This window comes from Dongia sp. agr-C8 (assembly GCF_054658695.1).
In genome coordinates, this window is the sequence record NZ_BAAGHZ010000004.1 from 690,614 (window position 1) to 712,973 (window position 22,360).

At 66.1% G+C, this 22,360-nt stretch carries 23 protein-coding genes and 1 tRNA gene; 8 read left to right on the top strand and 16 right to left on the bottom strand.

Going from position 1 to position 22,360, the window contains the following annotated elements; genetic code table 11:
* Nucleotides 1-302: 302 nt before the first annotated feature.
* Both uvrA and ACYQ4T_RS23580 read left to right on the top strand, forming a co-directional pair.
* Nucleotides 303-3,224 carry an excinuclease ABC subunit UvrA gene (gene uvrA, locus ACYQ4T_RS23575; RefSeq protein WP_459859048.1) on the top strand — a complete coding sequence of 974 codons (2,922 nt, stop codon included), beginning with the start codon at nucleotides 303-305 and terminating at the stop codon, nucleotides 3,222-3,224.
* 53 nt (nucleotides 3,225-3,277) lie between these two features.
* Nucleotides 3,278-4,114: a hypothetical protein gene (locus ACYQ4T_RS23580; protein WP_459859049.1), complete on the top strand. Its 837-nt coding sequence runs from the start codon at nucleotides 3,278-3,280 to the stop codon at nucleotides 4,112-4,114.
* On the opposite strand, the gene ACYQ4T_RS23585 is transcribed toward ACYQ4T_RS23580, so the two are convergent.
* On the bottom strand, nucleotides 4,111-4,980 hold the full coding sequence (locus ACYQ4T_RS23585) for a class I SAM-dependent methyltransferase (RefSeq protein WP_459859050.1): 870 nt from the start codon (nucleotides 4,978-4,980) through the stop codon (nucleotides 4,111-4,113). The two genes, ACYQ4T_RS23580 and ACYQ4T_RS23585, sit on opposite strands and share 4 nt — an antisense overlap.
* Before the next feature lie 62 nt (nucleotides 4,981-5,042).
* Here ACYQ4T_RS23585 and ACYQ4T_RS23590 point away from each other — a divergent pair, with 62 nt between their 5' ends.
* A complete protein-coding gene (locus ACYQ4T_RS23590; RefSeq protein WP_459859051.1) occupies nucleotides 5,043-5,681 on the top strand; it encodes a glutathione S-transferase family protein in 639 nt (212 codons plus the stop codon).
* Nucleotides 5,682-5,738: 57 nt separating this feature from the next.
* Here the strand turns inward: ACYQ4T_RS23590 and ACYQ4T_RS23595 are convergent, their stop codons facing one another.
* On the bottom strand, nucleotides 5,739-6,020 hold the full coding sequence (locus tag ACYQ4T_RS23595; RefSeq protein WP_459859209.1) for a PilZ domain-containing protein: 282 nt from the start codon (nucleotides 6,018-6,020) through the stop codon (nucleotides 5,739-5,741).
* A gap of 213 nt (nucleotides 6,021-6,233) precedes the next feature.
* Between ACYQ4T_RS23595 and trmFO the strand changes: the two genes are divergently transcribed.
* On the top strand, nucleotides 6,234-7,646 hold the full coding sequence (gene trmFO, locus ACYQ4T_RS23600; protein WP_459859052.1) for a methylenetetrahydrofolate--tRNA-(uracil(54)-C(5))-methyltransferase (FADH(2)-oxidizing) TrmFO: 1,413 nt from the start codon (nucleotides 6,234-6,236) through the stop codon (nucleotides 7,644-7,646).
* Nucleotides 7,647-7,698: 52 nt separating this feature from the next.
* Here the strand turns inward: trmFO and upp are convergent, their stop codons facing one another.
* A complete protein-coding gene (gene upp, locus ACYQ4T_RS23605) occupies nucleotides 7,699-8,352 on the bottom strand; it encodes a uracil phosphoribosyltransferase (protein WP_459859053.1) in 654 nt (217 codons plus the stop codon).
* 88 nt (nucleotides 8,353-8,440) lie between these two features.
* On the opposite strand from upp, the gene ACYQ4T_RS23610 reads away from it, so the two are divergent.
* Nucleotides 8,441-9,685 carry a TIGR03862 family flavoprotein gene (locus ACYQ4T_RS23610; RefSeq protein ID WP_459859054.1) on the top strand — a complete coding sequence of 415 codons (1,245 nt, stop codon included), beginning with the start codon at nucleotides 8,441-8,443 and terminating at the stop codon, nucleotides 9,683-9,685.
* The gene (locus ACYQ4T_RS23615; protein ID WP_459859055.1) at nucleotides 9,682-10,029 is read left to right on the top strand and encodes a Rap1a/Tai family immunity protein; all 348 of its coding nucleotides are present in this window, start codon (nucleotides 9,682-9,684) and stop codon (nucleotides 10,027-10,029) included. Before ACYQ4T_RS23610 ends, ACYQ4T_RS23615 begins: the two co-directional genes overlap by 4 nt.
* A 102-nt stretch (nucleotides 10,030-10,131) precedes the next feature.
* Here the strand turns inward: ACYQ4T_RS23615 and ACYQ4T_RS23620 are convergent, their stop codons facing one another.
* From ACYQ4T_RS23620 to pseB, 5 genes are all read right to left on the bottom strand, one after another.
* Nucleotides 10,132-10,491 (bottom strand): endonuclease domain-containing protein, encoded by a 360-nt coding sequence (locus ACYQ4T_RS23620; protein WP_459859056.1) that lies wholly within the window; start codon nucleotides 10,489-10,491, stop codon nucleotides 10,132-10,134.
* Between the two features lie 139 nt (nucleotides 10,492-10,630).
* Nucleotides 10,631-11,632 carry a 4-hydroxyproline epimerase gene (locus ACYQ4T_RS23625; RefSeq protein WP_459859057.1) on the bottom strand — a complete coding sequence of 334 codons (1,002 nt, stop codon included), beginning with the start codon at nucleotides 11,630-11,632 and terminating at the stop codon, nucleotides 10,631-10,633.
* Between the two features lie 83 nt (nucleotides 11,633-11,715).
* Complete coding sequence (gene mscL / locus ACYQ4T_RS23630) at nucleotides 11,716-12,129, bottom strand: large conductance mechanosensitive channel protein MscL (protein ID WP_459859058.1); 414 nt, start codon at nucleotides 12,127-12,129, stop codon at nucleotides 11,716-11,718.
* A gap of 40 nt (nucleotides 12,130-12,169) precedes the next feature.
* The gene (gene pseC / locus ACYQ4T_RS23635; RefSeq protein ID WP_459859059.1) at nucleotides 12,170-13,375 is read right to left on the bottom strand and encodes a UDP-4-amino-4,6-dideoxy-N-acetyl-beta-L-altrosamine transaminase; all 1,206 of its coding nucleotides are present in this window, start codon (nucleotides 13,373-13,375) and stop codon (nucleotides 12,170-12,172) included.
* Nucleotides 13,372-14,394, bottom strand: coding sequence for a UDP-N-acetylglucosamine 4,6-dehydratase (inverting) (gene pseB, locus ACYQ4T_RS23640; protein ID WP_459859060.1), 1,023 nt, complete (start codon nucleotides 14,392-14,394; stop codon nucleotides 13,372-13,374). Before pseB ends, pseC begins: the two co-directional genes overlap by 4 nt.
* 375 nt (nucleotides 14,395-14,769) lie before the next feature.
* Here pseB and parE point away from each other — a divergent pair, with 375 nt between their 5' ends.
* Nucleotides 14,770-16,758: a DNA topoisomerase IV subunit B gene (parE, locus tag ACYQ4T_RS23645; protein WP_459859061.1), complete on the top strand. Its 1,989-nt coding sequence runs from the start codon at nucleotides 14,770-14,772 to the stop codon at nucleotides 16,756-16,758.
* A gap of 125 nt (nucleotides 16,759-16,883) precedes the next feature.
* Entirely contained in the window at nucleotides 16,884-17,702 is an 819-nt protein-coding gene (locus ACYQ4T_RS23650) for a FecR family protein (RefSeq protein WP_459859062.1), read from the top strand.
* 70 nt (nucleotides 17,703-17,772) lie between these two features.
* Here the strand turns inward: ACYQ4T_RS23650 and ACYQ4T_RS23655 are convergent, their stop codons facing one another.
* The 8 genes from ACYQ4T_RS23655 to ACYQ4T_RS23690 form a co-directional block, all read right to left on the bottom strand.
* Nucleotides 17,773-18,066: a hypothetical protein gene (locus tag ACYQ4T_RS23655; RefSeq protein WP_459859063.1), complete on the bottom strand. Its 294-nt coding sequence runs from the start codon at nucleotides 18,064-18,066 to the stop codon at nucleotides 17,773-17,775.
* A 243-nt stretch (nucleotides 18,067-18,309) separates the two neighbouring features.
* Nucleotides 18,310-18,386: transfer RNA gene (locus tag ACYQ4T_RS23660), tRNA-Pro, on the bottom strand.
* 83 nt (nucleotides 18,387-18,469) lie between these two features.
* Nucleotides 18,470-19,006 carry a MerR family transcriptional regulator gene (locus ACYQ4T_RS23665; protein WP_459859065.1) on the bottom strand — a complete coding sequence of 179 codons (537 nt, stop codon included), beginning with the start codon at nucleotides 19,004-19,006 and terminating at the stop codon, nucleotides 18,470-18,472.
* Nucleotides 19,003-19,311: an integration host factor subunit alpha gene (locus ACYQ4T_RS23670; RefSeq protein WP_459859066.1), complete on the bottom strand. Its 309-nt coding sequence runs from the start codon at nucleotides 19,309-19,311 to the stop codon at nucleotides 19,003-19,005. The genes ACYQ4T_RS23665 and ACYQ4T_RS23670 overlap by 4 nt, the downstream gene beginning before the upstream one ends.
* A gap of 115 nt (nucleotides 19,312-19,426) precedes the next feature.
* Nucleotides 19,427-20,398: a beta-ketoacyl-ACP synthase III gene (locus ACYQ4T_RS23675; RefSeq protein ID WP_459859067.1), complete on the bottom strand. Its 972-nt coding sequence runs from the start codon at nucleotides 20,396-20,398 to the stop codon at nucleotides 19,427-19,429.
* A gap of 16 nt (nucleotides 20,399-20,414) precedes the next feature.
* Nucleotides 20,415-21,458, bottom strand: coding sequence for a phosphate acyltransferase PlsX (gene plsX / locus ACYQ4T_RS23680; protein WP_459859068.1), 1,044 nt, complete (start codon nucleotides 21,456-21,458; stop codon nucleotides 20,415-20,417).
* Between the two features lie 40 nt (nucleotides 21,459-21,498).
* Nucleotides 21,499-21,690: a 50S ribosomal protein L32 gene (gene rpmF, locus ACYQ4T_RS23685; RefSeq protein ID WP_395019954.1), complete on the bottom strand. Its 192-nt coding sequence runs from the start codon at nucleotides 21,688-21,690 to the stop codon at nucleotides 21,499-21,501.
* Nucleotides 21,691-21,811: 121 nt separating this feature from the next.
* A complete protein-coding gene (locus ACYQ4T_RS23690) occupies nucleotides 21,812-22,357 on the bottom strand; it encodes a YceD family protein (RefSeq protein WP_459859069.1) in 546 nt (181 codons plus the stop codon).
* Nucleotides 22,358-22,360: the final 3 nt, after the last annotated feature.

Consider the following 22,360-nt stretch of genomic DNA (forward strand, 5'->3'; position numbering starts at 1 on the left):
CTCTCCCGCAAGGGGAGAGGGGATTCTTTCACAACCTGTTTCGCTTCGGTTGCGCCGCGCCAGCCTTTGGGGACCCGTCTCGCCGTGCAGCGAGGAGAATCCCCCTCTCCCCTTGAGGGAGAGGGCTGGGGTGAGGGGTCGATGACTCTCGCCGGTGTTGACACCCGCTGTCAGGAGGCACACTTAGCACCGAACGATCATAGAACAAAGGGCTTTGATCCGGCGCGCGGGCGGCTATAGTGGCGGCCCGGCGCGAGGCTCGGCTGCGCCCCGTAACATCTTGATTTTCCGGTTGAAAACACATGGCTAACGGCTCGACAAAGCGGGATTCTTTGGCGAATTTGGAGGCGGGGCACGTGATCTCCGTTCGGGGGGCGCGGGAGCACAACCTGAAGAATGTCGATGTCGATATTCCACGCGACGCGCTGGTGGTGCTGACCGGGCTTTCGGGCTCGGGGAAGTCGTCGCTCGCCTTCGACACGATCTATGCCGAGGGGCAGCGGCGCTATGTGGAATCGCTCTCGGCCTATGCGCGGCAGTTCCTGGAGCTGATGCAGAAGCCCGACGTGGATTCGATCGAGGGCCTGTCGCCGGCGATCTCCATCGAGCAGAAGACCACCTCGAAGAATCCGCGCTCCACCGTCGGCACGGTGACCGAGATCTACGACTATCTGCGGCTGCTCTATGCGCGGATCGGCGTCCCCTACTCGCCCGCGACCGGGCTGCCGATCGAGAGCCAGACGGTCTCGCAGATGGTGGACCGGATCACGGCGCTGCCGGAGGGCTCGCGGATCTACCTGCTGGCGCCGATCGTGCGCGGGCGGAAGGGCGAGTACAAAAAGGAGATCCTGGAGCTGCAGAAGCGCGGCTTCCAGCGGGTGCGGGTCAACGGCAAGATCGTCGAGATCGGCGACTTCCCCAATCTCAACAAGAAGCTGAAGCATGACATCGAGGTCGTGGTCGATCGCCTGGCGGTGAAGCCGGGGCTGGAGACGCGCATTGCGGATTCGGTGGAGACGGCCTTGGGGCTGGCCGACGGGCTGCTGTTCGTCGATTTCGCGGATACGCCGCCGAAAGGGTATGAGCCGCGGATCCTGTTCTCGGCGAAGTTCGCCTGCCCGGTTTCCGGCTTCACCATCGATGAGATCGAGCCGCGGCTGTTCTCCTTCAACAACCCGTTCGGCGCCTGCCCGGTCTGCGACGGGCTGGGCTCGAAATTGTATTTCGACCCGGAGCTGGTGATCCCGGACGAGAGGAAGACCCTGCGCGACGGGGCGATCGCGCCTTGGGCGCATTCCTCGTCGCAGTATTACGCGCAGACCATCGACAGCCTGGCGCGGCATTACAAGTTCAGCCTCGGCATGCCGTGGAAGGACCTGCCGAAGAAGATCCGCGACGTGATCCTGTTCGGCTCGGGCGACGAGGCGGTGACCCTGACCTTCGACGACGGCACGCGGAGCTACAAGACCACCAAGCCGTTCGAGGGCGTCATCACCAATATGGAGCGGCGGTTCCGCGAGACCGATTCGTCGTGGATGCGGGAGGAGCTCGGGCGCTACCAGGCGAGCTCGCCTTGCGACGCCTGCAACGGGCAGCGTTTGAAGCCCGAGGCGCTGGCGGTGAAGATCGACGGGTTGAACGTGGCGCAGGTGAGCGAGTTCTCGATCCTGCAGGCGGGCCAGTGGTTCGGCGCGCTCAACGCCAAGCTCGGCCCGAAGCAGAAGGACATCGCCTATCGGATCCTGAAGGAGATCAACGAGCGGCTGGGCTTCCTCAATTCGGTGGGGCTGGAATACCTGACCCTGAGCCGCGCCTCCGCCACCCTGAGCGGCGGGGAGAGCCAGCGCATCCGGCTGGCCTCGCAGATCGGCTCGGGGCTGACCGGCGTGCTCTATGTGCTGGACGAGCCGTCGATCGGGCTGCACCAGCGCGACAACGACCGGCTGCTGGCGACGCTGAAGAGATTGCGCGATCTCGGCAACACGGTGCTGGTGGTCGAGCATGACGAGGATGCGATCCGCGAGGCCGATTACCTGATCGACATGGGGCCGGCCGCCGGCGTGCATGGCGGCCAGGTGGTCGCCAAGGGCACGCCCAAGCAGGTGATGGCGGGCAATTCGCTGACCGCGCAGTATCTCAACGGCACGCGCGGCATCCCGGTGCCGGAGGTGCGGCGCGCGGGCTCGACCGACCAGAAGGGCAATCCGCTCAGCTTGAAGATCGTCGGCGCCAAGGCCAACAACCTGAAGAATGTCTCGGTGGAGATTCCGCTGGGGGTGATGACCGCGGTGACAGGGGTTTCCGGCGGCGGCAAGTCGACCCTGATCATCGAGACCTTGTACAACGCGCTGGCCAAAAGGCTGCACGATGCGCGCACCCATCCGGGGGCGCATGAGCGGATCGAGGGGCTGGAATATCTCGACAAGGTGATCGACATCGACCAGTCGCCGATCGGGCGCACGCCGCGCTCCAACCCGGCGACCTATACCGGCGCCTTCACCCCGATCCGCGACTGGTTCGCCGGGCTGCCGGAGGCGCAGGCGCGCGGCTATAAGCCGGGCCGCTTCTCCTTCAACGTGAAGGGCGGGCGCTGCGAGGCCTGCGAGGGCGACGGCGTCATCAAGATCGAGATGCATTTCCTGCCCGACGTCTATGTGCAATGCGACCAGTGCAAGGGCAAGCGCTACAACCGCGAGACCCTCGAGGTGCATTTCAAGGGCAAGTCGATCGCCGACGTGCTGGACATGACGGTCGAGGAAGGCGTCGAGTTCTTCAAGGCGGTGCCGCCGATCCGCGACAAGCTCGCCATGCTGGAACAGGTCGGCCTCGGCTATATCCATATCGGCCAGGCGGCCACGACCTTGTCGGGCGGCGAGGCGCAACGGGTGAAGCTCTCGAAGGAGCTCGCGCGCCGGGCGACGGGCAAGACGCTGTACATCCTGGACGAGCCGACGACGGGCTTGCATTTCGAGGATGTGCGCAAGCTCTTGGAGGTCGTGCACCAGCTGGTGGACCAGGGCAACACGGTGGTGGTGATCGAGCACAACATCGAGGTGATCAAGACCGCGGACTGGATCATCGATCTCGGGCCCGAGGGCGGCGACAAGGGCGGCAAGATCGTCGCCGCCGGCACGCCGGAACAGGTAGCGCAGACGCCGGGGAGCTACACCGGGCATTACCTGGCGCCGCACCTGACCGCGAAGGCGAAGAAGAAGCGGGCTTAAGGACGCGCGGCACGGTTGCATGGCGAGCGGCTGCCCGGATAAGAATCTGGCGCATGGCTCCGCGTGGCGACTCGCGATTCACCCGCATCGACCGGTTCAGCTTCGGCCGGCTGATCTCGCGGCTGCTGGGCATCGCGCTGGGCTCGGCGATCGCGCTGGGCATCATGGTTTTCGGGATCGATTACTACCGTGAGAATCCCGGCCTGCTGACGGTTCTCTCGCTGGTGATCGGGACCGGGCCGGTCGCGGGCTGGGGTCTCTACATGGCCAACGGCGCCCTGCTCTCGCTGGTCCGGCAGTTCGGCCGGCGGCGCGTGGAGGTCGATCTCGATGCGCCGGAAATCGTCATCCCGCGGCGGATGCCGCCCCGCGTGCTGCCGAGCTTGGGCGCCCTGTGGTTCGCCCTGTTCATGGGGGCTATTTTGCTTGGCAAGCTCAGGGAAGCCGAAACCGATGCGTCGAACCCGGTCGGCGTCGCGGTGATGCTCTTTATATTTGTCGGCGTGCCGCTCCGGAATGTCTGGACCATGTGGCGCTGGAAGGCCCGCGACTTCGTGCCCGTAGTCCTCGATGCGGAGGGCTTGCTGGACCACAGCGTCACCGACATGCCGCGCCTTCCCTGGCGCGACATCGAGGACATCGACCTCGACGCGGGGCTCATCACCCTGACCGGCGAGACCAAGATATGGGTGGAGGCAAAAGCGCCGGACCGCCGCTGGTTCACGCGCCTGCGCGGGCAAAGACCGCCGCCCCGCCTGCGGCTGAACTATGGCTTACAGCCCGACGATTACTGCGCCCTCTCGCTGGTCCGCGCCTACTGGCAGCGGCGCATTGCCAGCCCAGCGGTCGATGCGAGAGTCGCGCCGAAGCCGGTCGTGCAGCGCGGCTAGCCGTTCCGTGCCGTGACGATCCAGAGGCCCGCGCCGAGCAGGACCTTGCCGTCCTTCTGCAAGGGGGTGAAGGCGGCGCGCAAGGCGGCTTCGGCTTTCGCCTTGGTCTCCGCCGACGCGCCGTTGAGGGCGCGGCTGGCGGGGCCGATTTCCAGGGCGTTGACCAGCGCCTCCTCCATGCCCTTGCCGTCGCTGATGTCGGACTGGACGTCGACCGGCTCCAAGGCCACCGACTTGAAGCCGGCGGCGCCGAGGATGCGCTTCACCCGCTCCGGGTCCTGGAAGGCGAAGGGGCCGGGATCGTCCGGCTCCGTCTTCGGCAGCGGCGGGACGAAGGGGGTCACGGTGTTGAGGATCGTGGTGACGAGCCCGTTCTCCTTGGGCGAGCGGAAGCAGGAGAAGGCCAGCCGGCCGCTCGGCTTCAAGGCGCTGCGCAGGTTGGCGAAGGCGCGTTCGGGCTCGGTGAAGAACATCACGCCGTGGCGCGAGAACAACAAGTCGGTCGTGCCCTTCTCGAAGGGATAGGTGGTGGCGTCGGCCTCGGCAAAGGAGAGGACCGGGTTGCCGGCGCCGCGCTGCTTGGCGCGGTCGAGCATCGGCTTCGAGACATCGACGCCCAGCACCTTGCCCTTGGGCCCAACCAGCTCGGCCAGCTGCAGCGAGGTGGCACCGCAGCCGCAGCCGATGTCGATCACCCGCTCGCCCGGCGCCACCGCGGCGCGGATCAGGGCCGCGTCGGAGAAGGGCTTCATGGCGGTGTCCCAGGAATGCTGGCGGGCGGCCCAGGCCCGGCCGGCTTCGCTGTTCCAGTATTCGATCTGGTCGGGGCCGGTCAGTCCGGGGCGTTGGTTAGCTTCCTGACTCATGATGACAGGATCCCTGTGCTATGGAGAAGCCGAAGTGGCGAATCACAACACGGGGGAGACGGATGTACAAGCTCTACTGGGCAGCGGGCAGCGCGGCGATGGCGCCCCATGCCATCCTGAACGCGATCAACGCGAAGCACGAGCTGGTCAAGGTCGACGACGACAAGAACGAGCAGAAGAGCGCGGAATACATGCGCCTCAACCCGCATGGCCGGGTGCCGACCCTGGTCTATGACGGCGCCCAGGTGATGTATGAGAGCGCCGCGATCTGCCTGTTCCTGACCGAGCGGCATCCGGAAGCGGGCCTCGCCCCAGCGCCGGGCCACCCCGACCGCGGGTTGTTCCTGCAATGGATGGCCTATCAGACCAACACGCTGCAGGAGGCGCTGATGCATTACTGGCACGGCGAGTATTTCATCGACGGCATCGACCAGCAGGCGCAGCTCTCGGCCAAGGCGGAGCAGCGCTGCGACCAGATGTTCGGCTTCCTGGATGGCGTGCTGGCGCGGTCCGGGCCCTATCTGTGCGGCAAGAATTTCTATGCCTGCGACATCTACCTGGCGATGCTCGCGCGCTGGACCCGCAAGATGGAGAAGCCCGCCGTGCATCACCGCGAGATCAAGCGGCTGGTGCAGCACTGCCTGGCGCTGCCGGCCTATGCGAAGATGCTGAAGGACCAGGGGATCGAGCAGACGGCTTAGCGCGGATAGAGATCCCCGGGTCGAGCCCGGGGATGACGCCGGTCAATGGCGGCGGCGCTATTTCAAGAACCGGACGCCGATTTCCTGGCCCATGGCGCGGACGCGTTCGCAGTCGTAGCGGGTGCCGTCGTGGAGCTCGAGGACGAAGTTCTTCGGCACCGGCACCAGGTCGCCGAGCTTCAGCTTGGCGCCGGTCGGCGAGAGATCGCGCACGAAGCAGTCGATGACACTCTGGTTCTTGTTGAAGACGATCTTGGCGCTCTTCAGCGTCTTCGAGCGGCTGTTCGAGCGGCGCGGGCTGGCCCCCGCCCGTTTCGCGCGACGCCGATCGGATTCCATCACTGCCACGCATCCCCTCCCTTAGCTCACGCCCCGGGCCGCTCCCCAGCGGCCCTTTTGCCCCCGGACGCCCGGAATCCCTCAAGAAACATTGTTGAGGGGCCGATTGCCGCAGGGGAAATCCGCTTTGCATGCCCAATTCCCAGGGGCCGATTCCCGTCGGCTGTGGTATCCGGGCCTGATATTCTAGCGCCAAGACCAATGGTAAATGCAATGCGTGAAACGAGCAAAACCGCACCCATCCACGTGATCGGCGGTGGCCTGGCGGGCGCCGAGGCGGCCTGGCAGGCGGCGTCACTGGGCGTCCCGGTCATCCTGCATGAGATGCGGCCGGTCCGGCGCACCGACGCCCACAAGACCGAATCCCTGGCCGAGCTGGTCTGCTCCAATTCCTTCCGCTCGGACGATGCGCTGAACAACGCCGTCGGGCTGCTGCATGAGGAAATGCGGCGGATGGGCTCGCTGGTCCTGGCCGCGGCCGACCGGCACAAGCTGCCGGCGGGCGGCGCGCTGGCCGTGGACCGCGACGGCTTCGCCGCCGAGATCACCGCGCGCCTCACCCAGCACCCGGCGATCGAGATCCGGCGCGAGGAAGTCGCCGGCATCCCGCCGGTGCAGTGGGACAATGTCATCATCGCCACCGGGCCGCTGACCTCGCCCGACCTCGCCCAGGCGATCCTGGAGCTGACCGGCGAAAGCGCCCTCTCCTTCTTCGACGCGATCGCGCCGATCGTGCACAAGGACAGCATTGATTTCGACAAGGCCTGGTTCCAGTCGCGCTACGACCGCGTGGGACCGGAAGGCGACGGCGCCGATTACATCAACTGCCCGCTGAGCCGGGCCGAATACGATGCCTTCTACCAAGCGCTGCTGGCAGGCGAGAAGACCGACTTCAAGGAATGGGAGAAGTCGACGCCCTATTTCGAGGGCTGCCTGCCGATCGAGGTGATGGCCGAGCGCGGGCCGCGCACGCTCTGCTTCGGGCCGATGAAGCCGGTGGGCCTGACCGACCCGAAGACCGGGCGGCGGCCGCATGCGGTGGTGCAGCTCCGGCAGGACAATGCGCTCGGCACGCTCTACAACATGGTCGGCTTCCAGACCAAGCTGAAGCATGGCGAGCAGGCGCGGATCTTCCGCATGATCCCGGGCCTGGAGCGCGCCGAGTTCGCGCGCCTCGGCGGGTTGCATCGCAACACCTTCATCAACTCTCCACGATTGCTCGACCGCGATCTCCGCCTCAAGCAGCAGCCGCGGCTGCGCTTCGCCGGCCAGGTGACCGGGGTCGAGGGCTATGTCGAGAGCGCCGCCATCGGCCTGCTGGCCGGACAGTTCGCGGCACGGCAGCGGCTCGAGCTGGCGAGCGAAGCACCGCCGGCGACGACCGCTCTGGGCGCGCTGCTGGACCACATCACCGGCGCGGCGGACGCCAAGACCTTCCAGCCGATGAACGTCAATTTCGGCCTGTTCCCCGAGCTGCCCGCCCCTGCCGGCCTGACCCGCGCGCAGGAGAAGCAGTGGCGCGCCGAACGGAAGCCCGCGCTGGCGCGGCGCGCGCTCGACGATCTCGCCGCCTGGAAGGCGCGGCTCGGCATCACCGACCCGGAACCGCTGGCCGCCGCATCTTGATCCAATCCGGTCACGGACAACCTGATCGAATGAGAACCGCCGTGTGCGCGGCCTACTTCGTGCCGAACAGACGGTCGCCGGCGTCGCCCAATCCGGGGACGATATAGGCGTTCTCGTTGAGATGAGAATCCAGGGCGGCGACATAGACCGGGATGGTCGGATGCGCCTTGTTCAGCACCCGCACGCCTTCCGGCGCCGCGACCAGGGCCATGAACCGGATGTTGTCGTCGGAGACGCCGCGCTTGTTCAGCACATCCACCGCGGCGGAAGCGGAATGGCCCGTGGCCAGCATCGGATCGACCAGGATGAAGATCCGGCCCTCGGGGTCCGGCAGCTTCACGAAATACTCGACCGGCCGCTTGGTCTCATGGTCGCGGTAAAGGCCGATATGGCCCATACGCGCCGCGGGGATGAGCTCGAGCAGGCCGTCAGCCATGCCGAGCCCGGCGCGCAGGATCGGCACCACCGCGACCTTCCGGCCGGCGATGGTCGGCGCATGGAAGGTGGTGATCGGCGTCTCGATCTCCTTGGTGGTCATCGGCAGGCTGCGGGTGAGCTCGTAGCCCATCAGCAGCGCGATCTCCTTCAGCAGTTGGCGGAAGGACGTGGTGGAGGTGGTCTTGTCGCGCATGATGCTGAGCTTGTGCTGAATCAGCGGATGGTCGAGCACGTAGAGCTGGGGGAAATCCGGATGCGGGCTGGCCATGCACGTCCCTGTCGTCTCTCGTTGTCGGGGTCTTGAGGGCGGAGATTAGGGAGATCGACGGGCGGCCGCAACGCCGGTAGCTTGCGGCATGGCCGGTACAACCGAGATATCCACAGACATCGCCGTCATCGGCGCCGGACCGGCCGGGCTGATGGCAGCGGAATTTCTGTCGGCGCGCGGATTCAAGGTCGCCGTTTTCGACGCCATGGCGACGCCGGGGCGGAAATTCCTGATGGCCGGCCGCGGCGGGCTCAACCTGACGCATTCCGAGCCACTGCCGCAGTTCGTCGCGCGCTATGCCGACCGCGCCGATCAGGTGGCCCCCTGGCTCGAACGGTTCTCGCCGGCGGATCTGCGAGGCTGGGCGGACGGGCTGGGCGCGGCGACGTTCATCGGCAGCTCCGGGCGGGTGTTTCCGAAGGCGATGAAGGCGAGCGGGTTGCTGCGGAACTGGCTGCGACGGCTGGGCGAGGCCGGCGTGGATTTCCGGCTGCGGCATCGGTGGATCGGATTCGAGGGTGACCGGCTGCGGTTCGACGGCGAGGTCCGATCCGTCGCCGCGCGGGCAGCCGTGCTGGCGCTGGGTGGGGCGAGCTGGCCGAAGCTGGGATCGGATGCCGGCTGGACGCCGATCCTGGCCGCGCGCGGCGTCGCCATCGCGCCGCTGAAGCCGGCCAACTGCGGCTTTGAGATCGCCTGGTCGGCACATTTCCGCGCGCGCGCCGCAGGGCAGCCGCTGAAGAACATAGCGCTCTCGATCGGGGGCGGCGAACCGGTGCTGGGCGAGATGGTAGTGACGCAGCATGGGATCGAAGGCGGCGCGGTCTATGCGGTCAGTGCGGCGTTGCGAGACCGACTGCCCGCGGTGCTGATGCTCGACCTCAAGCCACAGCTGGACCTCGATACGCTGACGCGGCGGTTGGCCGAGCGCCGCAAAGGCCGCTCGCTCTCCGCCTGGCTGACGGCGGAGCTCAAGCTCTCGCCCATTGCCTATTCCCTGTTGCGCGAGGTGAAGGAGACCGTGCCGGACGCTCCCGGAGCGCTGGCCGCGCTGATCAAGGCGCTGCCACTGAAGATCGATGGAATACGCCCAATCGCCGAGGCGATCTCTTCGGCCGGTGGCGTGGCTTTCGATGCCGTGGATAAGCACTTGATGCTGCGCGCCATCCCAGGGGTGTTCGTCGCCGGCGAGATGCTGGATTGGGAGGCGCCGACCGGGGGCTATCTCCTGCAGGGTTGCATGAGCTCGGCGGCCGTTGCGGCGGTTGGCGCCGCCGAATGGTGTGCGTTACAGTCCTCGCCAGACAGGGGCCCAAACAGGGGGAATGCTTGAGAGCAAGCTATTTTCTGGGCGGCCTGGCCGCGACGATGCTGATCCTGGCCGCCTGCGCGGACCGACAGGCGTCGCCGCGCGTCCATGCGCCCTTCGCGGACAGCGCTCCCCCGGCGCGCGCCTGCCTGGCCGACGATGGCCCGGATCGCGCCTTCTGCGTGATCCTGATCGGCGCCGAGCGCACGCGGCTCGCCGGATCCAGAATCTGCTCGCCGGCCGCCTCCGACGATCTCTCCGATACCTATGCGGTGATGGACTGGATCCGCGCCCACCCGGAGGCCCAGGACGAGGAACTCGGGCCGGTCATCGAGAGGGTTCTGTCGGAGATGCATCCCTGTGCTTGAGCCACAGCAATCACCCGCCCCCAAGATGGGGGCGGGCTGGGGTGGGGGTTGATGCAGCTGTTATGCTGCTATGAAAGCTCACCGATCGATCCAGCGCGAGATCTAGACCGGGACACCGACCACTCGCGCAATGACGTGCAGGACGCCGTCGATGTTCTCGAACACCTCATTGTTCCAGAATCTAATCACGCGATAGCCGCGCGCCTCTAGGTATCGGGTGCGCGCCTCGTCTTGCTCCTTGAGCCAATCGTGCTGCCCCCCGTCAACTTCTATGACAAGCTTTTTGGTCAGGCACGCGAAGTCGACGGCATAGTCGCCGATCGAAACCTGCCGGCGGAAGTGAAGGCCGCCAAGCTGGTTCAGCCGGATTCGATACCAGAGCTTCTTCTCAGCCTCGGTCATGTCAGCACGCAGTCTCTTCGCGCGCTTGAGAGTCGGCGAGGTGTTTCGACGTTCGGGCATAGTGTGAATCTATCACACTGGCATGCAGACGGCGCTGGATCTTGAGCGCTCAGGCTGCATCAACCCCCACCCTAACCCGCCCCCATCTTGGGGGCGGGAAAACGGTCATAGCCCATGCGATGTCGGGCGGGTGTCGGCCCTATTGCACCACGAAGCCGTGCTTATACGGATCGCGGTCGTCGATGAAGATGGTGTTGTAGCCGGTGACGCGGGCCCAGCCTTCGATCGAGGGGATGATGGCGGCGTGGTTGCCGACCTTGGCCTCTTTCACCACGCGGCCTTTGAACAGGCTGCCGATGATGCTCTCGTGGACGAAGCTGTCGCCGGCCTTGAGCTTGCCCTTGGCGGCGAGCTGGGCCATGCGTGCGGACGTGCCGGTGCCGCAGGGCGAGCGGTCGATCGCCTTGTCGCCGTAGAAGACGGCGTTGCGGGCGTCGGCCTCGGGATGCTTCGGCGCGCCGGTCCAGAGGATATGCGAGAGGCCCTTGATGGTCGGGTTCTCGGGATGCTGGAAGCTATATTTCTCGTTCATGCGCTTCCTGAGGATCGGGCTCATGCGCACCAGGTCGCCGGCGGTGAAGTCGGCCATGTCGCGGTAGTTCGCCTGCGGCTCGACGATCGCATAGAAGTTGCCGCCATAGGCCACGTCGACCTTGATCGGCCCCAGGTCCGGGCAGTCGATTTCCAGGCCTTCCGAATGCAGGAAGGCCGGGACGTTGGTAAGCCGCACCGACTCCACATACTCGCCGACCTGGTTGTATTCGGCGATCACCAGGCCCGCCGGCGTCTCGAGCCGCAACGTGCCCGGGGTCTTCGGCTTCACCAACCCGTTCTCGATCGCGACCGTCACCGTGCCGATGGTGCCATGGCCACACATCGGCAGGCAGCCCGAGGTCTCGATGAATAGGATGCCGACGTCGCAGTCCTCGCGGGTCGGCGTGTAGAGGATGCTGCCCGACATCATGTCATGGCCGCGCGGCTCGAACATGAGGCCGGTGCGGATCCAGTCGAACTCCTTCAGGAAATGCTGCCGGCGCTCGCTCATGCTCGCACCTTGAAGCTGCGGCCCGCCGCCGGAAACGACACGGACCGGATTGCCGCAGGTATGGGCGTCGATGCAGGAGAAGGTGTGCTTGGACATCGGGTTCTTACTGGTTTGTGCTCGAGGCAATCATTGTGGGGCACCCTACCCTCCCCCGAAGACGGGGGAGGGGAAAATTCGCGTTAGCGGCCCTTCCTGAGTTCGTCGCGGATTTCGGTGAGCAGGGCTTCGGTCGGAGTCGGGCCGGCCGAGGCGGCGGCTTCCTTCTTGTGGAAGCGATTGATCTGCTTCACCACCATGAACAGCGCGAAGGCGATGATCAGGAAGTTGATGATGGTGTTGATGAAGGAGCCATAGGCGATGACGGCATGCTTCGCCTCCTTGGCGGCGGCAAGCGTCAGCGTCGTGGAGGGCTCGGTCAGGTCGATGAAATGGTTGGAGAAGTCGAGCCCGCCCATGATGAAGCCGATCGGCGGCATGATGATGTCGTTGACCAGCGAGTTCACGATGGCGCCGAAGGCGACGCCGATGATCACGCCGAAAGCGAGGTCTATGACATTGCCCCGCATGGCGAAGTCGCGAAATTCCTTCAGCATGGCCGTCCCCCTGGGTTCATGTTCCTGCCGGAAGGCTATGTCAGGGAATCAAGGCTTGCAAGGCGTCGACCACGCGGTCGACATCGGCGTCCAGCATGGTGGGATAGAAGGGGATCGAGAGGACCCGCTCGTAATAGGCGTCGGCCCCGGGCAGCCGGCTGGCGCCGTAGCGCTGGCGGTAATAGGGCTGCCGGTTGACCGGGATGTAATGGACCATGCTGCCGATGCCGGCGGCCTTCAACTCTTTCATCACCTGGGCGCGGGGGCGGCCGATCGCGGCGAAATCGATCAGCACGGCATAGAGATGCAGGACCGGGTCGTCGCCGGGGGCCGGCGGCACCGGACGGATGGCCGGGGCCAGCTTCGGCAGCATCCGGTCGTAGCGCGCGGCGAGTTCCTTCCGGCGCTTGGCGTATTGATCGAGGCGTTTCAGCTGGCTCAAGCCGAGCGCGCAGGCGAAATCGGTGATGCGGTAATTGTAACCCAGCGCCTGCATCTCGTAATACCAGGGGTTCGGCGCGCCCTCGGCATCGAGGCCGAGATCGGGCTGCAGGAACGCTGCGGGCTCGCGCACCATGCCGTGGGTGCGGAACGACAGCATACGCTTATAGGCAGCCTCATCGTTGGTGGTGGTGACGCCCCCTTCCCCGCTGGTGATGGTCTTCACCGGGTGGAGCGAGAAACAGGCGAGTTCGGAGAGCGCGCAGGCGCCGACCGGGGCCAGCGAGCGGTTGCCGGCCTGGTGCTTTCCGCCGACCGCATGGCAGGCATCTTCGATAACGGCGATGCCGCGCGGCTCGGCGATGGCGCGGATCGCCGGCATGTCGACGCAATGGCCGTTGAGATGCACCGGCAGCACGGCGCGCACCGCGGCATGCGGGTGCCGGTCGAGCGCCGCCTGGAAGGTCTCGGCGGTCAGGCGGCCGGTATCCGGATCGACATCGGCGAAGATCACTTCCGCCCCGCAGAAGCGGGCGGCGTTGGCGGTGGCGAGGAAGGTCACCGCCGGCACCACCACGCTGTCGCCGGGACCGAGGTCGAGCGCGATACAGGCGAGATGCAAGGCCGCGGTGCCGCTGTTGCTGATCACGGCATGGCGGGCGCCGACGATCTTCGCAAAGGCGGTCTCGAAGGTGCCGACCTGCGGGCCGGTGGTGAGATAATCCGATTGCAGCGCCGCGGCGACGGCGGCGAGATCGCTCGCGTCGATATCCTGCCGTCCGTAGGGCAGGAACGCGCCGCTCACGCCGGTTCCGTCTGCAGGATCTCGGCGAGGCTCGCGGCCGGCATCCATTCCGAATTGTTCCGGCTGTCGTAGCGGAAGCCTTCGGCGACCAGCTTGGCATCCGGAATCGCCGGGCGCTTGGCTTCCCAATGGATATGCGAGGGCTCGATCACATAACGGTCGGGCAGCTCGTAGGTGGTCCAGGCGTCCTCTTCGGTGATCATCACCTCGTGGAGCTTCTCGCCTGGGCGGATGCCGATCACCTTGGTCTTGCAATGCGGGCCGATCGCCGCGGCGAGGTCGGTCATCTTCATGCTCGGGATCTTCGGCACGAAAATCTCGCCGCCGCGCATCAGCGACATCGATGAGAGCACGAAATTGACGCCCTGCTGCAGGGTAATGAGGAACCGCGTCATCCGCTCGTCGGTGATCGGCAGCTCCTGGGCGCCTTCCGCAACGAGGCGGCGGAACAGCGGAATGACGCTGCCGCGCGAGCCGATAACGTTGCCATAGCGCACCACGCCGAAGCGGCAGCCGTCGGCGCCGGCCAGGTGGTTGGCGGCGATGAAGATCTTGTCCGAGGCGAGCTTCGAGGCGCCGTAGAGGTTGATCGGGTTGGCCGCCTTGTCGGTCGAGAGCGCGACCACGCGCTTCACCCCGGCGCGGATCGAGGCGTTGACCACGTTCTCGGCGCCGTGGACGTTGGTGGCGATGCATTCGAACGGGTTGTATTCCGCAGTCGGCACCTGTTTCAACGCAGCGGCGTGGATCACCAGATCGACCCCGCGCATCGCCATCTCCAGGCGGCCGGCATCGCGCACGTCGCCGATGAAGTAGCGCAAGGCCGGGTATTTCGTGACCGGCAGCTCCAGGCCCATCTCGTATTGCTTCAGCTCGTCCCGGCTGTAGACGATGAGGCGGGCCGGCTTGTAGCGCTCGACCACGGTCTTGATGAACCGCTTGCCGAAGGAACCGGTGCCGCCGGTGACCAGGATGCTGTGCCCGTCGAGCTGCGCCCGCGGCTCCAGAAAATCGAACAACGCGTTATTCCCCAACTGTCTTTGGCTGCGGTGCTTATCAGCCTTACCGGCGGGGCGTCAATTAAGGCGCTGCCGCACCCAGGACAGCTGGCCCGGGCCGTTGCGGGGCACCCCCAGGCTTCCCCGACGCCCCGCCGACGGATGTCCGGATTCGCGGACGGCGGACGGCGTCCCGGCGCTGCTCGCCTGCTTCCGAGTCGGCTTGATAGACTGCCGCACGGCGGCATGCCCGGTCGGGCATCTTTCGCATATTATTTCGTAAAATCAATGCGATATGGCGTATTGCTCCGGACGGCTTTCCGATTGCGACCCGGCGTGCGAGGGGCTATCACTCCGGGCGAGCGTTAACGATTACAGTGAAGAACCACGCGCAGAATGAGCAACGACCTGTTTGAGAATGCCCCCAAGAAGGGCGGCGACTATTCGGCCAAGGACATCGAGGTCCTGGAAGGGCTGGAGCCGGTCCGCCGGCGGCCGGGCATGTATATCGGCGGCACCGACGAACGGGCTCTCCACCATCTGGTGGCCGAGGTGCTCGACAACTCGATGGACGAGGCGGTCGCCGGCCATGCCAGCCGGATCGAGGTCGAGCTCGGCGCGGATATGTATGTGACCATCCGCGACAACGGCCGCGGCATCCCGATCGACCCGCACCCGAAGTACAAGAACAAGTCGGCGCTGGAGGTGATCCTCACCACACTGCATTCCGGCGGCAAGTTCTCCGGCAAGGTCTACCAGACCTCCGGCGGGTTGCACGGCGTCGGCCTCTCGGTGGTGAACGCGCTCAGCGACGACCTCACGGTCGAGATCGCGCGCGAGAAGCAGCTCCATGTGCAGCACTACAAGCGCGGCGCGCCCCAGGGGAAGCTGAAGAATACCGGCGCCGTGAATCGCCGCGGCACCACGGTCCGGTTCCATGCCGACCCGGAGATCTTCGGCAAGCAGGCGCATTTCAAGGCCGCCCGCCTCTACCGCATGTGCCGGTCCAAGGCCTACCTGTTCCGCGGCGTCGAGATCCGCTGGTCCTGCGATCCCAGCCTCATCACCGAGGGCGACGACACGCCGGCCAGCGACACGCTGCATTTCCCGGGGGGCTTGGGCGACTACCTCACCTCGACCATCAACGGCCGCAAGATGGTGACCTCGACGCCGTTCTCGGGGCAGGCCGATTTCCCCGACAGCCAGGGCCGGGCCGAATGGGCGATCGCCTGGCCGGTGGATGGCGACGGATTCCTGAACTCCTATTGCAACACCGTGCCGACGCCGGAAGGCGGCACCCATGAAGCGGGCCTGCGCAGCGCGCTTTCGCGCGGTCTCAGGGCCTATGGCGAGTTGATCGGCAACCGCAAGACCTCGATCATCACCGCCGAGGACGTGACCGGCGGTGCGGCGATGCTGCTCTCGGTCTTCATCCGCGATCCGCAGTTCCAGGGCCAGACCAAGGAGAAGCTCGCCACCGCCGAGGCCACGCGCCTGGTCGATACCACGATCAAGGACCATTTCGACCATTGGCTCTCCGGCGATACCGGCCGCGCCCGCGACCTGCTCGAGCGGGTGATCGAGGTCGCGGAAGAGCGGCTCCGGAAGCGCCAGGACAAGGAGCTCTCGCGCAAGACCGCGACGCGGAAGCTGCGCCTACCCGGCAAGCTCGCCGACTGCTCGAAGGACTCCCAGGACGGCACCGAGCTCTTCCTGGTGGAAGGCGATTCCGCCGGCGGTTCGGCCAAGCAGGCGCGCGACCGCGAGACCCAGGCCGTCTTGCCCTTGCGCGGCAAGATCCTCAACGTCGCCAGCGCCTCGGCCGACAAGCTCTCCGGCAACCAGGAGCTGGTCGATCTCATCCAGGCGCTGGGCTGCGGCACCCGGGACAAGTTCAATCTCGACCGGCTGCGCTACGACAAGGTCGTGATCATGACCGATGCCGATGTCGACGGCGCGCATATCGCCTCGCTGCTGATGACCTTCTTCTATCGCGAGATGCCGGGGTTGATCGAGCATGGCAAGCTCTACCTGGCGCAGCCGCCGCTCTATCGCCTGTCCCAAGGCGGCAAGGTGGCCTATGCGCGCGACGACGCGCATCGCGACGAACTGATGAAGGCCGAGTTCACCGGCAAGGGCAAGGTCGAGGTCAGCCGCTTCAAGGGCCTCGGCGAGATGCCGGCGAGCCAGCTCAAGGAAACCACCATGGACCCCGAGAAGCGCACCTTGCTCCGGGTCCGCATGCCGCACCGCTACAACGAGGAAGAACGCGCCGAGGCGCGTGAGACCGCGGACCTGGTCGAGCGGCTGATGGGGCGGAAACCGGAGCTGCGCTTCCAGTTCATCCAGGAGAATGCGCAGTTCGCCCGCGACCTCGATGTTTGACGCCGCGCGGCGACAGGCGGCCGTGACGATCCGCACACCCGAGGCCTCAACCGGCATCTGAACGCCCCTGGCGCCCGTAGCGTCTATCGGAATAGACTGGATGGGCTGGAGGGTCGGGGCTTCAGATGAGTCGTCACCACAAGCTGCATGCCGCGAGGCGGCTCCTGGTCGCCACGGCCCTCTGCGTCTCCCTTATCTTCATCGCCGCTGAAGCTTTCGCCGCCGCCTTCGTGGCGCAGGCGGTGAAGACCCGCGGCGACATCCGCATCACCCGCGACGGCAGCGACATCTCCTGCTCGATGGGCACGGCGGTGCAGCTCGGCGACGTGATCAAGACCGGTCCGGGCGCGCGTCTGCGGCTGCGCTTCGTCGATGGCTCGATCCTGGCGCTGGGCGAGAACACCAAGCTTTCGGTCGATCTCTTCGCGGTCGATGCCGCCAACAAGTCGCGCACCGTGGTGCTGACCGTGCTGGAGGGCATCGTCAACGCCGCCGCGGCGAAATCCGGCGAGAGCAAATTCGATTACCAGATCAAGACCGCCACCGGCTATTCGGCGGTGCGCGGCACCAAATGGATCGTGGCGTTCCAGCAGGCGCTGATGACCGTCTACGTGCTGAACGGCACGGTCGAGATGGGCGGCAGCGGCGCCCAGCCGCCGGTCCTGATCAATACCGGGCAATGGGGCTCGATCGACGCGGCCGGCGCCATCTCCGCGGTGCTGCCGACGACCCCCGAACAGCTGAAGCCCGTGCTGGATGCGACCGACGACACCGCCATGAACGGCGCGCCGCCCTCGACGACGACGCCCAGCACGCCGCTCGTCCCGCTGCCGCAGATCACGCCGCCGACGCAGCCCCCGCCGCCGAACCGCGCCACCAAGAAGGATCAGGGCGGCAGCAAGGGCGGCAACACCGGTCGCGACAGCGGCATGACCGGAAATTAGCGCTGAGCCGTTCGGCGCGCGGAATCGTAAACGACAGATGGCTGAAGGCGCCGTAAGGCGCCGCGGCGCTTCAGGCGACCGGCGGGACGATGTGGACGCTGATGTCGGTCGGGAAATAGACCGTGATGCCGCCGCCGAAGGCGAAATAGGCCATCCCGGAAAGATCGCCGCCATTGGCATCGACCGCCTCGACCGCCACGCCATGTTCGACCACGGACTGGTCGGTCATCAGCTCCACGGCGAGGTTGCCGCCGTCATACTCGATGACGATGTTGCCGGCGCTGTCCGGCAGCAGGTCGCCCAGTTGCAGGCTGATGGTATCCGGCTCGGCGGAGACAGGCACGCCGTCACCGTTTTCGGACATTTCAGGGGCTGCGCTTTGATCGACCATGACTCTGCTCTTCAGACGTAGAATTTCGACACCACGTGCCGCCGACTCCAGACAGGTTTCGGAGGCATACGATGACAAGATAAGCATGGAATGGGCGGCTGCAACACGGTGTGCAGCGCAGCATTTCTATATTATCGTGTGTGCAACGGAGCTTTTATCACGAATATCGCGAAAATTCGTGATTAATCCGGGCGGGGCCGCTCGAAAACCCGAAAATGGTCGGAGTGGCGGGATTTGAACCCACGACCCCCAGTCCCCCAGACTGATGCGCTACCAGGCTGCGCTACACTCCGACCTTGGGGCCGCGCCGGTCTCGCGAGAGATCAGCGCTGGGCGGCTATATATCCACCGCTCGATGTTGGCGCAAGCGCGTTGGCTAGCGGCCGTCGATCGCCTTGCGGAGGCGGTCGCGGAGCTCGGAGAGCTCGGCGGCGATGCCGCGGATCTCGCGCAGCTGGCCGTCGTCCATGCTGGAGCGGAACAGCGGCAGATCCTCCGAGGCGGCGCGCGCGACGGTGCCGGCCGCAGCCGGCTCGGCAGAAGCGGCTTCGGCCTCGGCCGGCGTCTCGATCAGGCCTTCCTCACCGATCTTCAGGCCGCCCTCACGCATCAGCTTCTGCACGCCCTTGATCGTATAGCCCTGCTCATAGAGCAGGTCGCGGATGGCGCGCAGAAGGTCGATATCCTCCGGCCGGTAATAGCGCCGGCCGCCGCCCCGTTTCATCGGGCGGATTTGAGGAAACTTGGTCTCCCAGAACCTGAGCACGTGTTGCGGAACCTCGAGGTCGTCGGCGACCTCGCTGATGGTGCGGAAGGCCGTCGCGGACTTCTCGGCGCGACGCGGCGCCGGGCGGCGATCGGCCGCCGGCTGCGGATTGCCCCGCGGCTGATTCTGGGCGCGCTGCGCGCTCATGACGGATTACCCGCGCCCTTGTTCACCCGGTCCTTGAGGACATGGGAGGAACGGAAGACCAGGACCCGGCGCGGCTTGATCGGCACTTCTTCGCCGGTCTTCGGGTTGCGGCCGATGCGCTCGCCCTTCATGCGGACCAGGAAGCTGCCGAATGACGAGATCTTGACGCTCTCGCCCTTGGCCAGTGCGTCGGAAATCTCGTTGAGCACGCTATCGACCAATTCGGCCGACTCGTTCCGCGACAGGCCTACCTCCTGGTAGACCGCCTCGGCCAAGTGCGCGCGGGTGACTGTATTGCCCTTCATGGCTCGCCTCTCGCTGATCCGGCGTCCGGTCGTCGATCGGGAAAAGCCTATCGATTCCTCTGAAATCAGTCAATTAGAGAGGGACGTTGTCATGAAAGCTGGTTCGTCATGGTTACTACCAGCGGAGCAGCGCCGAACCCCAGGTGAAGCCGCCGCCCATGGCCTCCATCAGCACCATCTGGCCGCGCTGAATCCGGCCGTCGGTCACCGCCTCGGCCAAGGCCAGCGGCACCGAGGCCGCCGAGGTGTTGGCATGGCGGTCGATCGTATAGACGACCTTCTCCGGCGGCAGCTTCAGACGGTGCGCCATCCCGTCCATGATCCGCCGATTCGCCTGGTGCGGGACCAGCCAGTCGATGTCCTCGGCCGTAATGCCCGTGGAGGCGATCGCCGCATCAACCGCCGCCGCAAGGTTGACGACAGCGTGGCGGAAGACTTCCTTGCCGTTCATCTGCACGACGCCGGTGGTCTGGGTCGAGGACGGCCCGCCATCGACATAGAGCTGCTCGTAGTGGGCGCCGTCGGAGAAGAGATGGGTGCAGAGCACGCCGCGATCGGCCGAGGTCCCCTGCCCTTCGGCCGCCTCGAGGATGAGCGCCCCGGCACCGTCGCCAAACAGGACGCAGGTGTTGCGGTCGTTCCAGTCGAGGATGCGGGAGAAGGTCTCGGCGCCGATCACCAGCGCGCGCTTCACCTGGCCGGCCTTGATGAAGTTGTCGGCGACCGCCAGCGCATAGACGAAGCCGGAGCAGACCGCCTGGACGTCCATGGCGAAGCCGCCCTTCATGCCGATGCGGTGCTGCACCCGCGTCGCGGTCGCGGGGAAGGTATGGTCCGGCGTCGCGGTCGCGAGAATAATGGCGCCGATATCGGCGCCGCGCAGCCCTGCCGAATGCAGCGCCTGCTCGGCGGCCTTCACCGCCAGATCGGAGGTCGTCTCGCCTTCGGCGGCGACATGGCGCTGGGTGATGCCGGTGCGCTGGCGGATCCACTCGTCGGTGGTGTCGACGCGCTTCGAGAGTTCTTCGTTGGTGACGACGGTCTTCGGCAGATAGGCGCCGACGGCAAGACCGACCGAGCGTCTCATTGGTGATGTATCCCTGTTAGAGCGCCGCCGCCTGGGGGCCGGTGGAAGCGGTCATGTTGGCGAAGTCGTGGCGCATCTTCTCGATCGTGCCGTTGGTCAGCATGTCGACGGCGACGCCGATCGCATTGGCGAAGCCGAAGGCATCCGTGCCGCCATGGCTCTTCACGCAGACTCCATTGAGGCCCATGAAGATGGCGCCATTGTAGCGCCGAGGATCCACCCGCGCACGCAAAGCGTTCATCGCCGGGCGCGCCAGCAGGTAGCCCAAGCCCGCCATCCAGGAGCTCTTGAAGGTCTGGCGCAGGAAATGGCTGTAGAGCTTCACCGCGCCCTCGATGCTCTTCAGCGCGACGTTGCCGGTAAAGCCATCGGTGACAATCACGTCAACGGTGCCGCGGGTGATGTCGTCGCCCTCGACGAAGCCCACGAACTTTCCGGGCAGGGTCGCCTGGCGCAGGATGCCGTGCGCGACCTTGACCGCATCATGGCCCTTCAGCTCCTCCGCGCCGACGTTCAGCAGGCCCATGGTCGGCTCGCGCACGCCCAGGACCGTGCGCGCGAAGACGTTGCCCATCACCGCGAACTGCACGAGGTTGTCGGCATCGCATTGCACGTTGGCGCCGAGGTCGAGCATCACGCTCTCCGAGCGCAAGGTCGGGAAGAACGAGGCGATCGCCGGGCGGTCGATGCCCGGCATGGTCTTCAGCACGAACTTCGCCATCGCCATGAGGGCGCCGGTGTTGCCGGCGGAAACGACGGCGCCGGCCTCGCCGTTGTGCACGGCGTCGATCGCGAGGCGCATGGAGCTGCCCCGACCGGAGCGCAGAGCCTGGCTCGGCTTGTCGTCCATGGTGACGACGGAGACGGTGTGGCGGAGCGTCGAGACCTTCTTCAGCTCAGGCAGCGAATCCAGCAGCGGCCGGACCTTCGCCTCGTCTCCGAAGAACAGGAAGCGGCATTGCGGAAAGCGGCGCCGCGCGATGTCGGCGCCGCGCACCACCATTTCCGGCGCGTTGTCGCCGCCCATCGCATCCAGTGAAATCGCCAGGCTGGCGCTCAAGAGCGTTCACTCCTCCCTGGGCGCACGATAGCACGCGCGATCAGGCGGCGCTGGACTCCGCGCTGGCGACGACTTCGCGCTTGTCGTAATGGCCGCAGGAACCGCAGACGTGATGCGGACGCTTCAGCTCGCCGCAGTTCGGGCATTCCAACGACGCCACGACCTTCAACGCATGATGGCTCCGCCGCATGTCGCGCCGCGACTTGGAGACCTTCTTCTTGGGAACTGCCATGATTGTGCTCGCACAAAAGAAAAGGCAGCCCAATGCTGCCACCGAATGGCGGGTTCTTAGCCAAAAACCGACGCGGTGGCAAGTTAATCACGCGCTCGCCGTTTCGAAGCCGGATCCAGGCCTAGTTTGATTTCTTCAATATTGAGAATGGGTTAACGGGGCGCTCCGCCGCCGCCTCCGCGTCCGGGTCGGGGCTGAACTCCGCGGGAATCGCGGCTCCCGGCGCCCGGGGATAGGGATCGAGGGCCAAGGAGAGGTGCTCGGCGGCGAGTTCCCCGAGGTCGATATGCCCGTTCTGGATCGGTTCCGGGGGGTCGGCGGCTTCGAAATCGAGGTCGGATTCGGCCGGCGGGCGGCGATCGTCCACATCGGCGAAATCCGCGGAAAAGGCCTCGGAGATCTTGGCCGGGACCGGGGCCAGGGTCACGACGCAAGCCTGGGTCACCTCGGCCGCGATCTCGCCTTGGACATGGATGACGCCCCCACCGGCCCGCTTCAGCGTGAAGACGGCTTCCAGCCGATCGATGCCGATGAGATCGAAACGCCTGGCGAGGGCGGCGCGCTCCTCCGGATTGGCGCTGATGCGGCGCTCCATCCGATGCGTGCCGACGCTGTCGGCCTCGACGAAGCGGGAGAATTCCTGGGAGTCTGAATGTTGGCGCGGCATCGA

Coding starts and splice junctions, on each gene's coding strand:
- uvrA (WP_459859048.1), top strand. CDS start 303: ATGGCTAACGGCTCGACAAAGCGGGATTCTTTGGCGAATTTGGAGGCG.
- ACYQ4T_RS23580 (WP_459859049.1), top strand. CDS start 3,278: ATGGCTCCGCGTGGCGACTCGCGATTCACCCGCATCGACCGGTTCAGC.
- ACYQ4T_RS23585 (WP_459859050.1), bottom strand. CDS start 4,980: ATGAGTCAGGAAGCTAACCAACGCCCCGGACTGACCGGCCCCGACCAG.
- ACYQ4T_RS23590 (WP_459859051.1), top strand. CDS start 5,043: ATGTACAAGCTCTACTGGGCAGCGGGCAGCGCGGCGATGGCGCCCCAT.
- ACYQ4T_RS23595 (WP_459859209.1), bottom strand. CDS start 6,020: ATGGAATCCGATCGGCGTCGCGCGAAACGGGCGGGGGCCAGCCCGCGC.
- trmFO (WP_459859052.1), top strand. CDS start 6,234: ATGCGTGAAACGAGCAAAACCGCACCCATCCACGTGATCGGCGGTGGC.
- upp (WP_459859053.1), bottom strand. CDS start 8,352: ATGGCCAGCCCGCATCCGGATTTCCCCCAGCTCTACGTGCTCGACCAT.
- ACYQ4T_RS23610 (WP_459859054.1), top strand. CDS start 8,441: ATGGCCGGTACAACCGAGATATCCACAGACATCGCCGTCATCGGCGCC.
- ACYQ4T_RS23620 (WP_459859056.1), bottom strand. CDS start 10,491: ATGCCCGAACGTCGAAACACCTCGCCGACTCTCAAGCGCGCGAAGAGA.
- ACYQ4T_RS23625 (WP_459859057.1), bottom strand. CDS start 11,632: ATGTCCAAGCACACCTTCTCCTGCATCGACGCCCATACCTGCGGCAAT.
- mscL (WP_459859058.1), bottom strand. CDS start 12,129: ATGCTGAAGGAATTTCGCGACTTCGCCATGCGGGGCAATGTCATAGAC.
- parE (WP_459859061.1), top strand. CDS start 14,770: ATGAGCAACGACCTGTTTGAGAATGCCCCCAAGAAGGGCGGCGACTAT.
- ACYQ4T_RS23650 (WP_459859062.1), top strand. CDS start 16,884: ATGAGTCGTCACCACAAGCTGCATGCCGCGAGGCGGCTCCTGGTCGCC.
- ACYQ4T_RS23655 (WP_459859063.1), bottom strand. CDS start 18,066: ATGTCCGAAAACGGTGACGGCGTGCCTGTCTCCGCCGAGCCGGATACC.
- ACYQ4T_RS23665 (WP_459859065.1), bottom strand. CDS start 19,006: ATGAGCGCGCAGCGCGCCCAGAATCAGCCGCGGGGCAATCCGCAGCCG.
- ACYQ4T_RS23670 (WP_459859066.1), bottom strand. CDS start 19,311: ATGAAGGGCAATACAGTCACCCGCGCGCACTTGGCCGAGGCGGTCTAC.
- ACYQ4T_RS23675 (WP_459859067.1), bottom strand. CDS start 20,398: ATGAGACGCTCGGTCGGTCTTGCCGTCGGCGCCTATCTGCCGAAGACC.
- rpmF (WP_395019954.1), bottom strand. CDS start 21,690: ATGGCAGTTCCCAAGAAGAAGGTCTCCAAGTCGCGGCGCGACATGCGG.
- ACYQ4T_RS23690 (WP_459859069.1), bottom strand. CDS start 22,357: ATGCCGCGCCAACATTCAGACTCCCAGGAATTCTCCCGCTTCGTCGAG.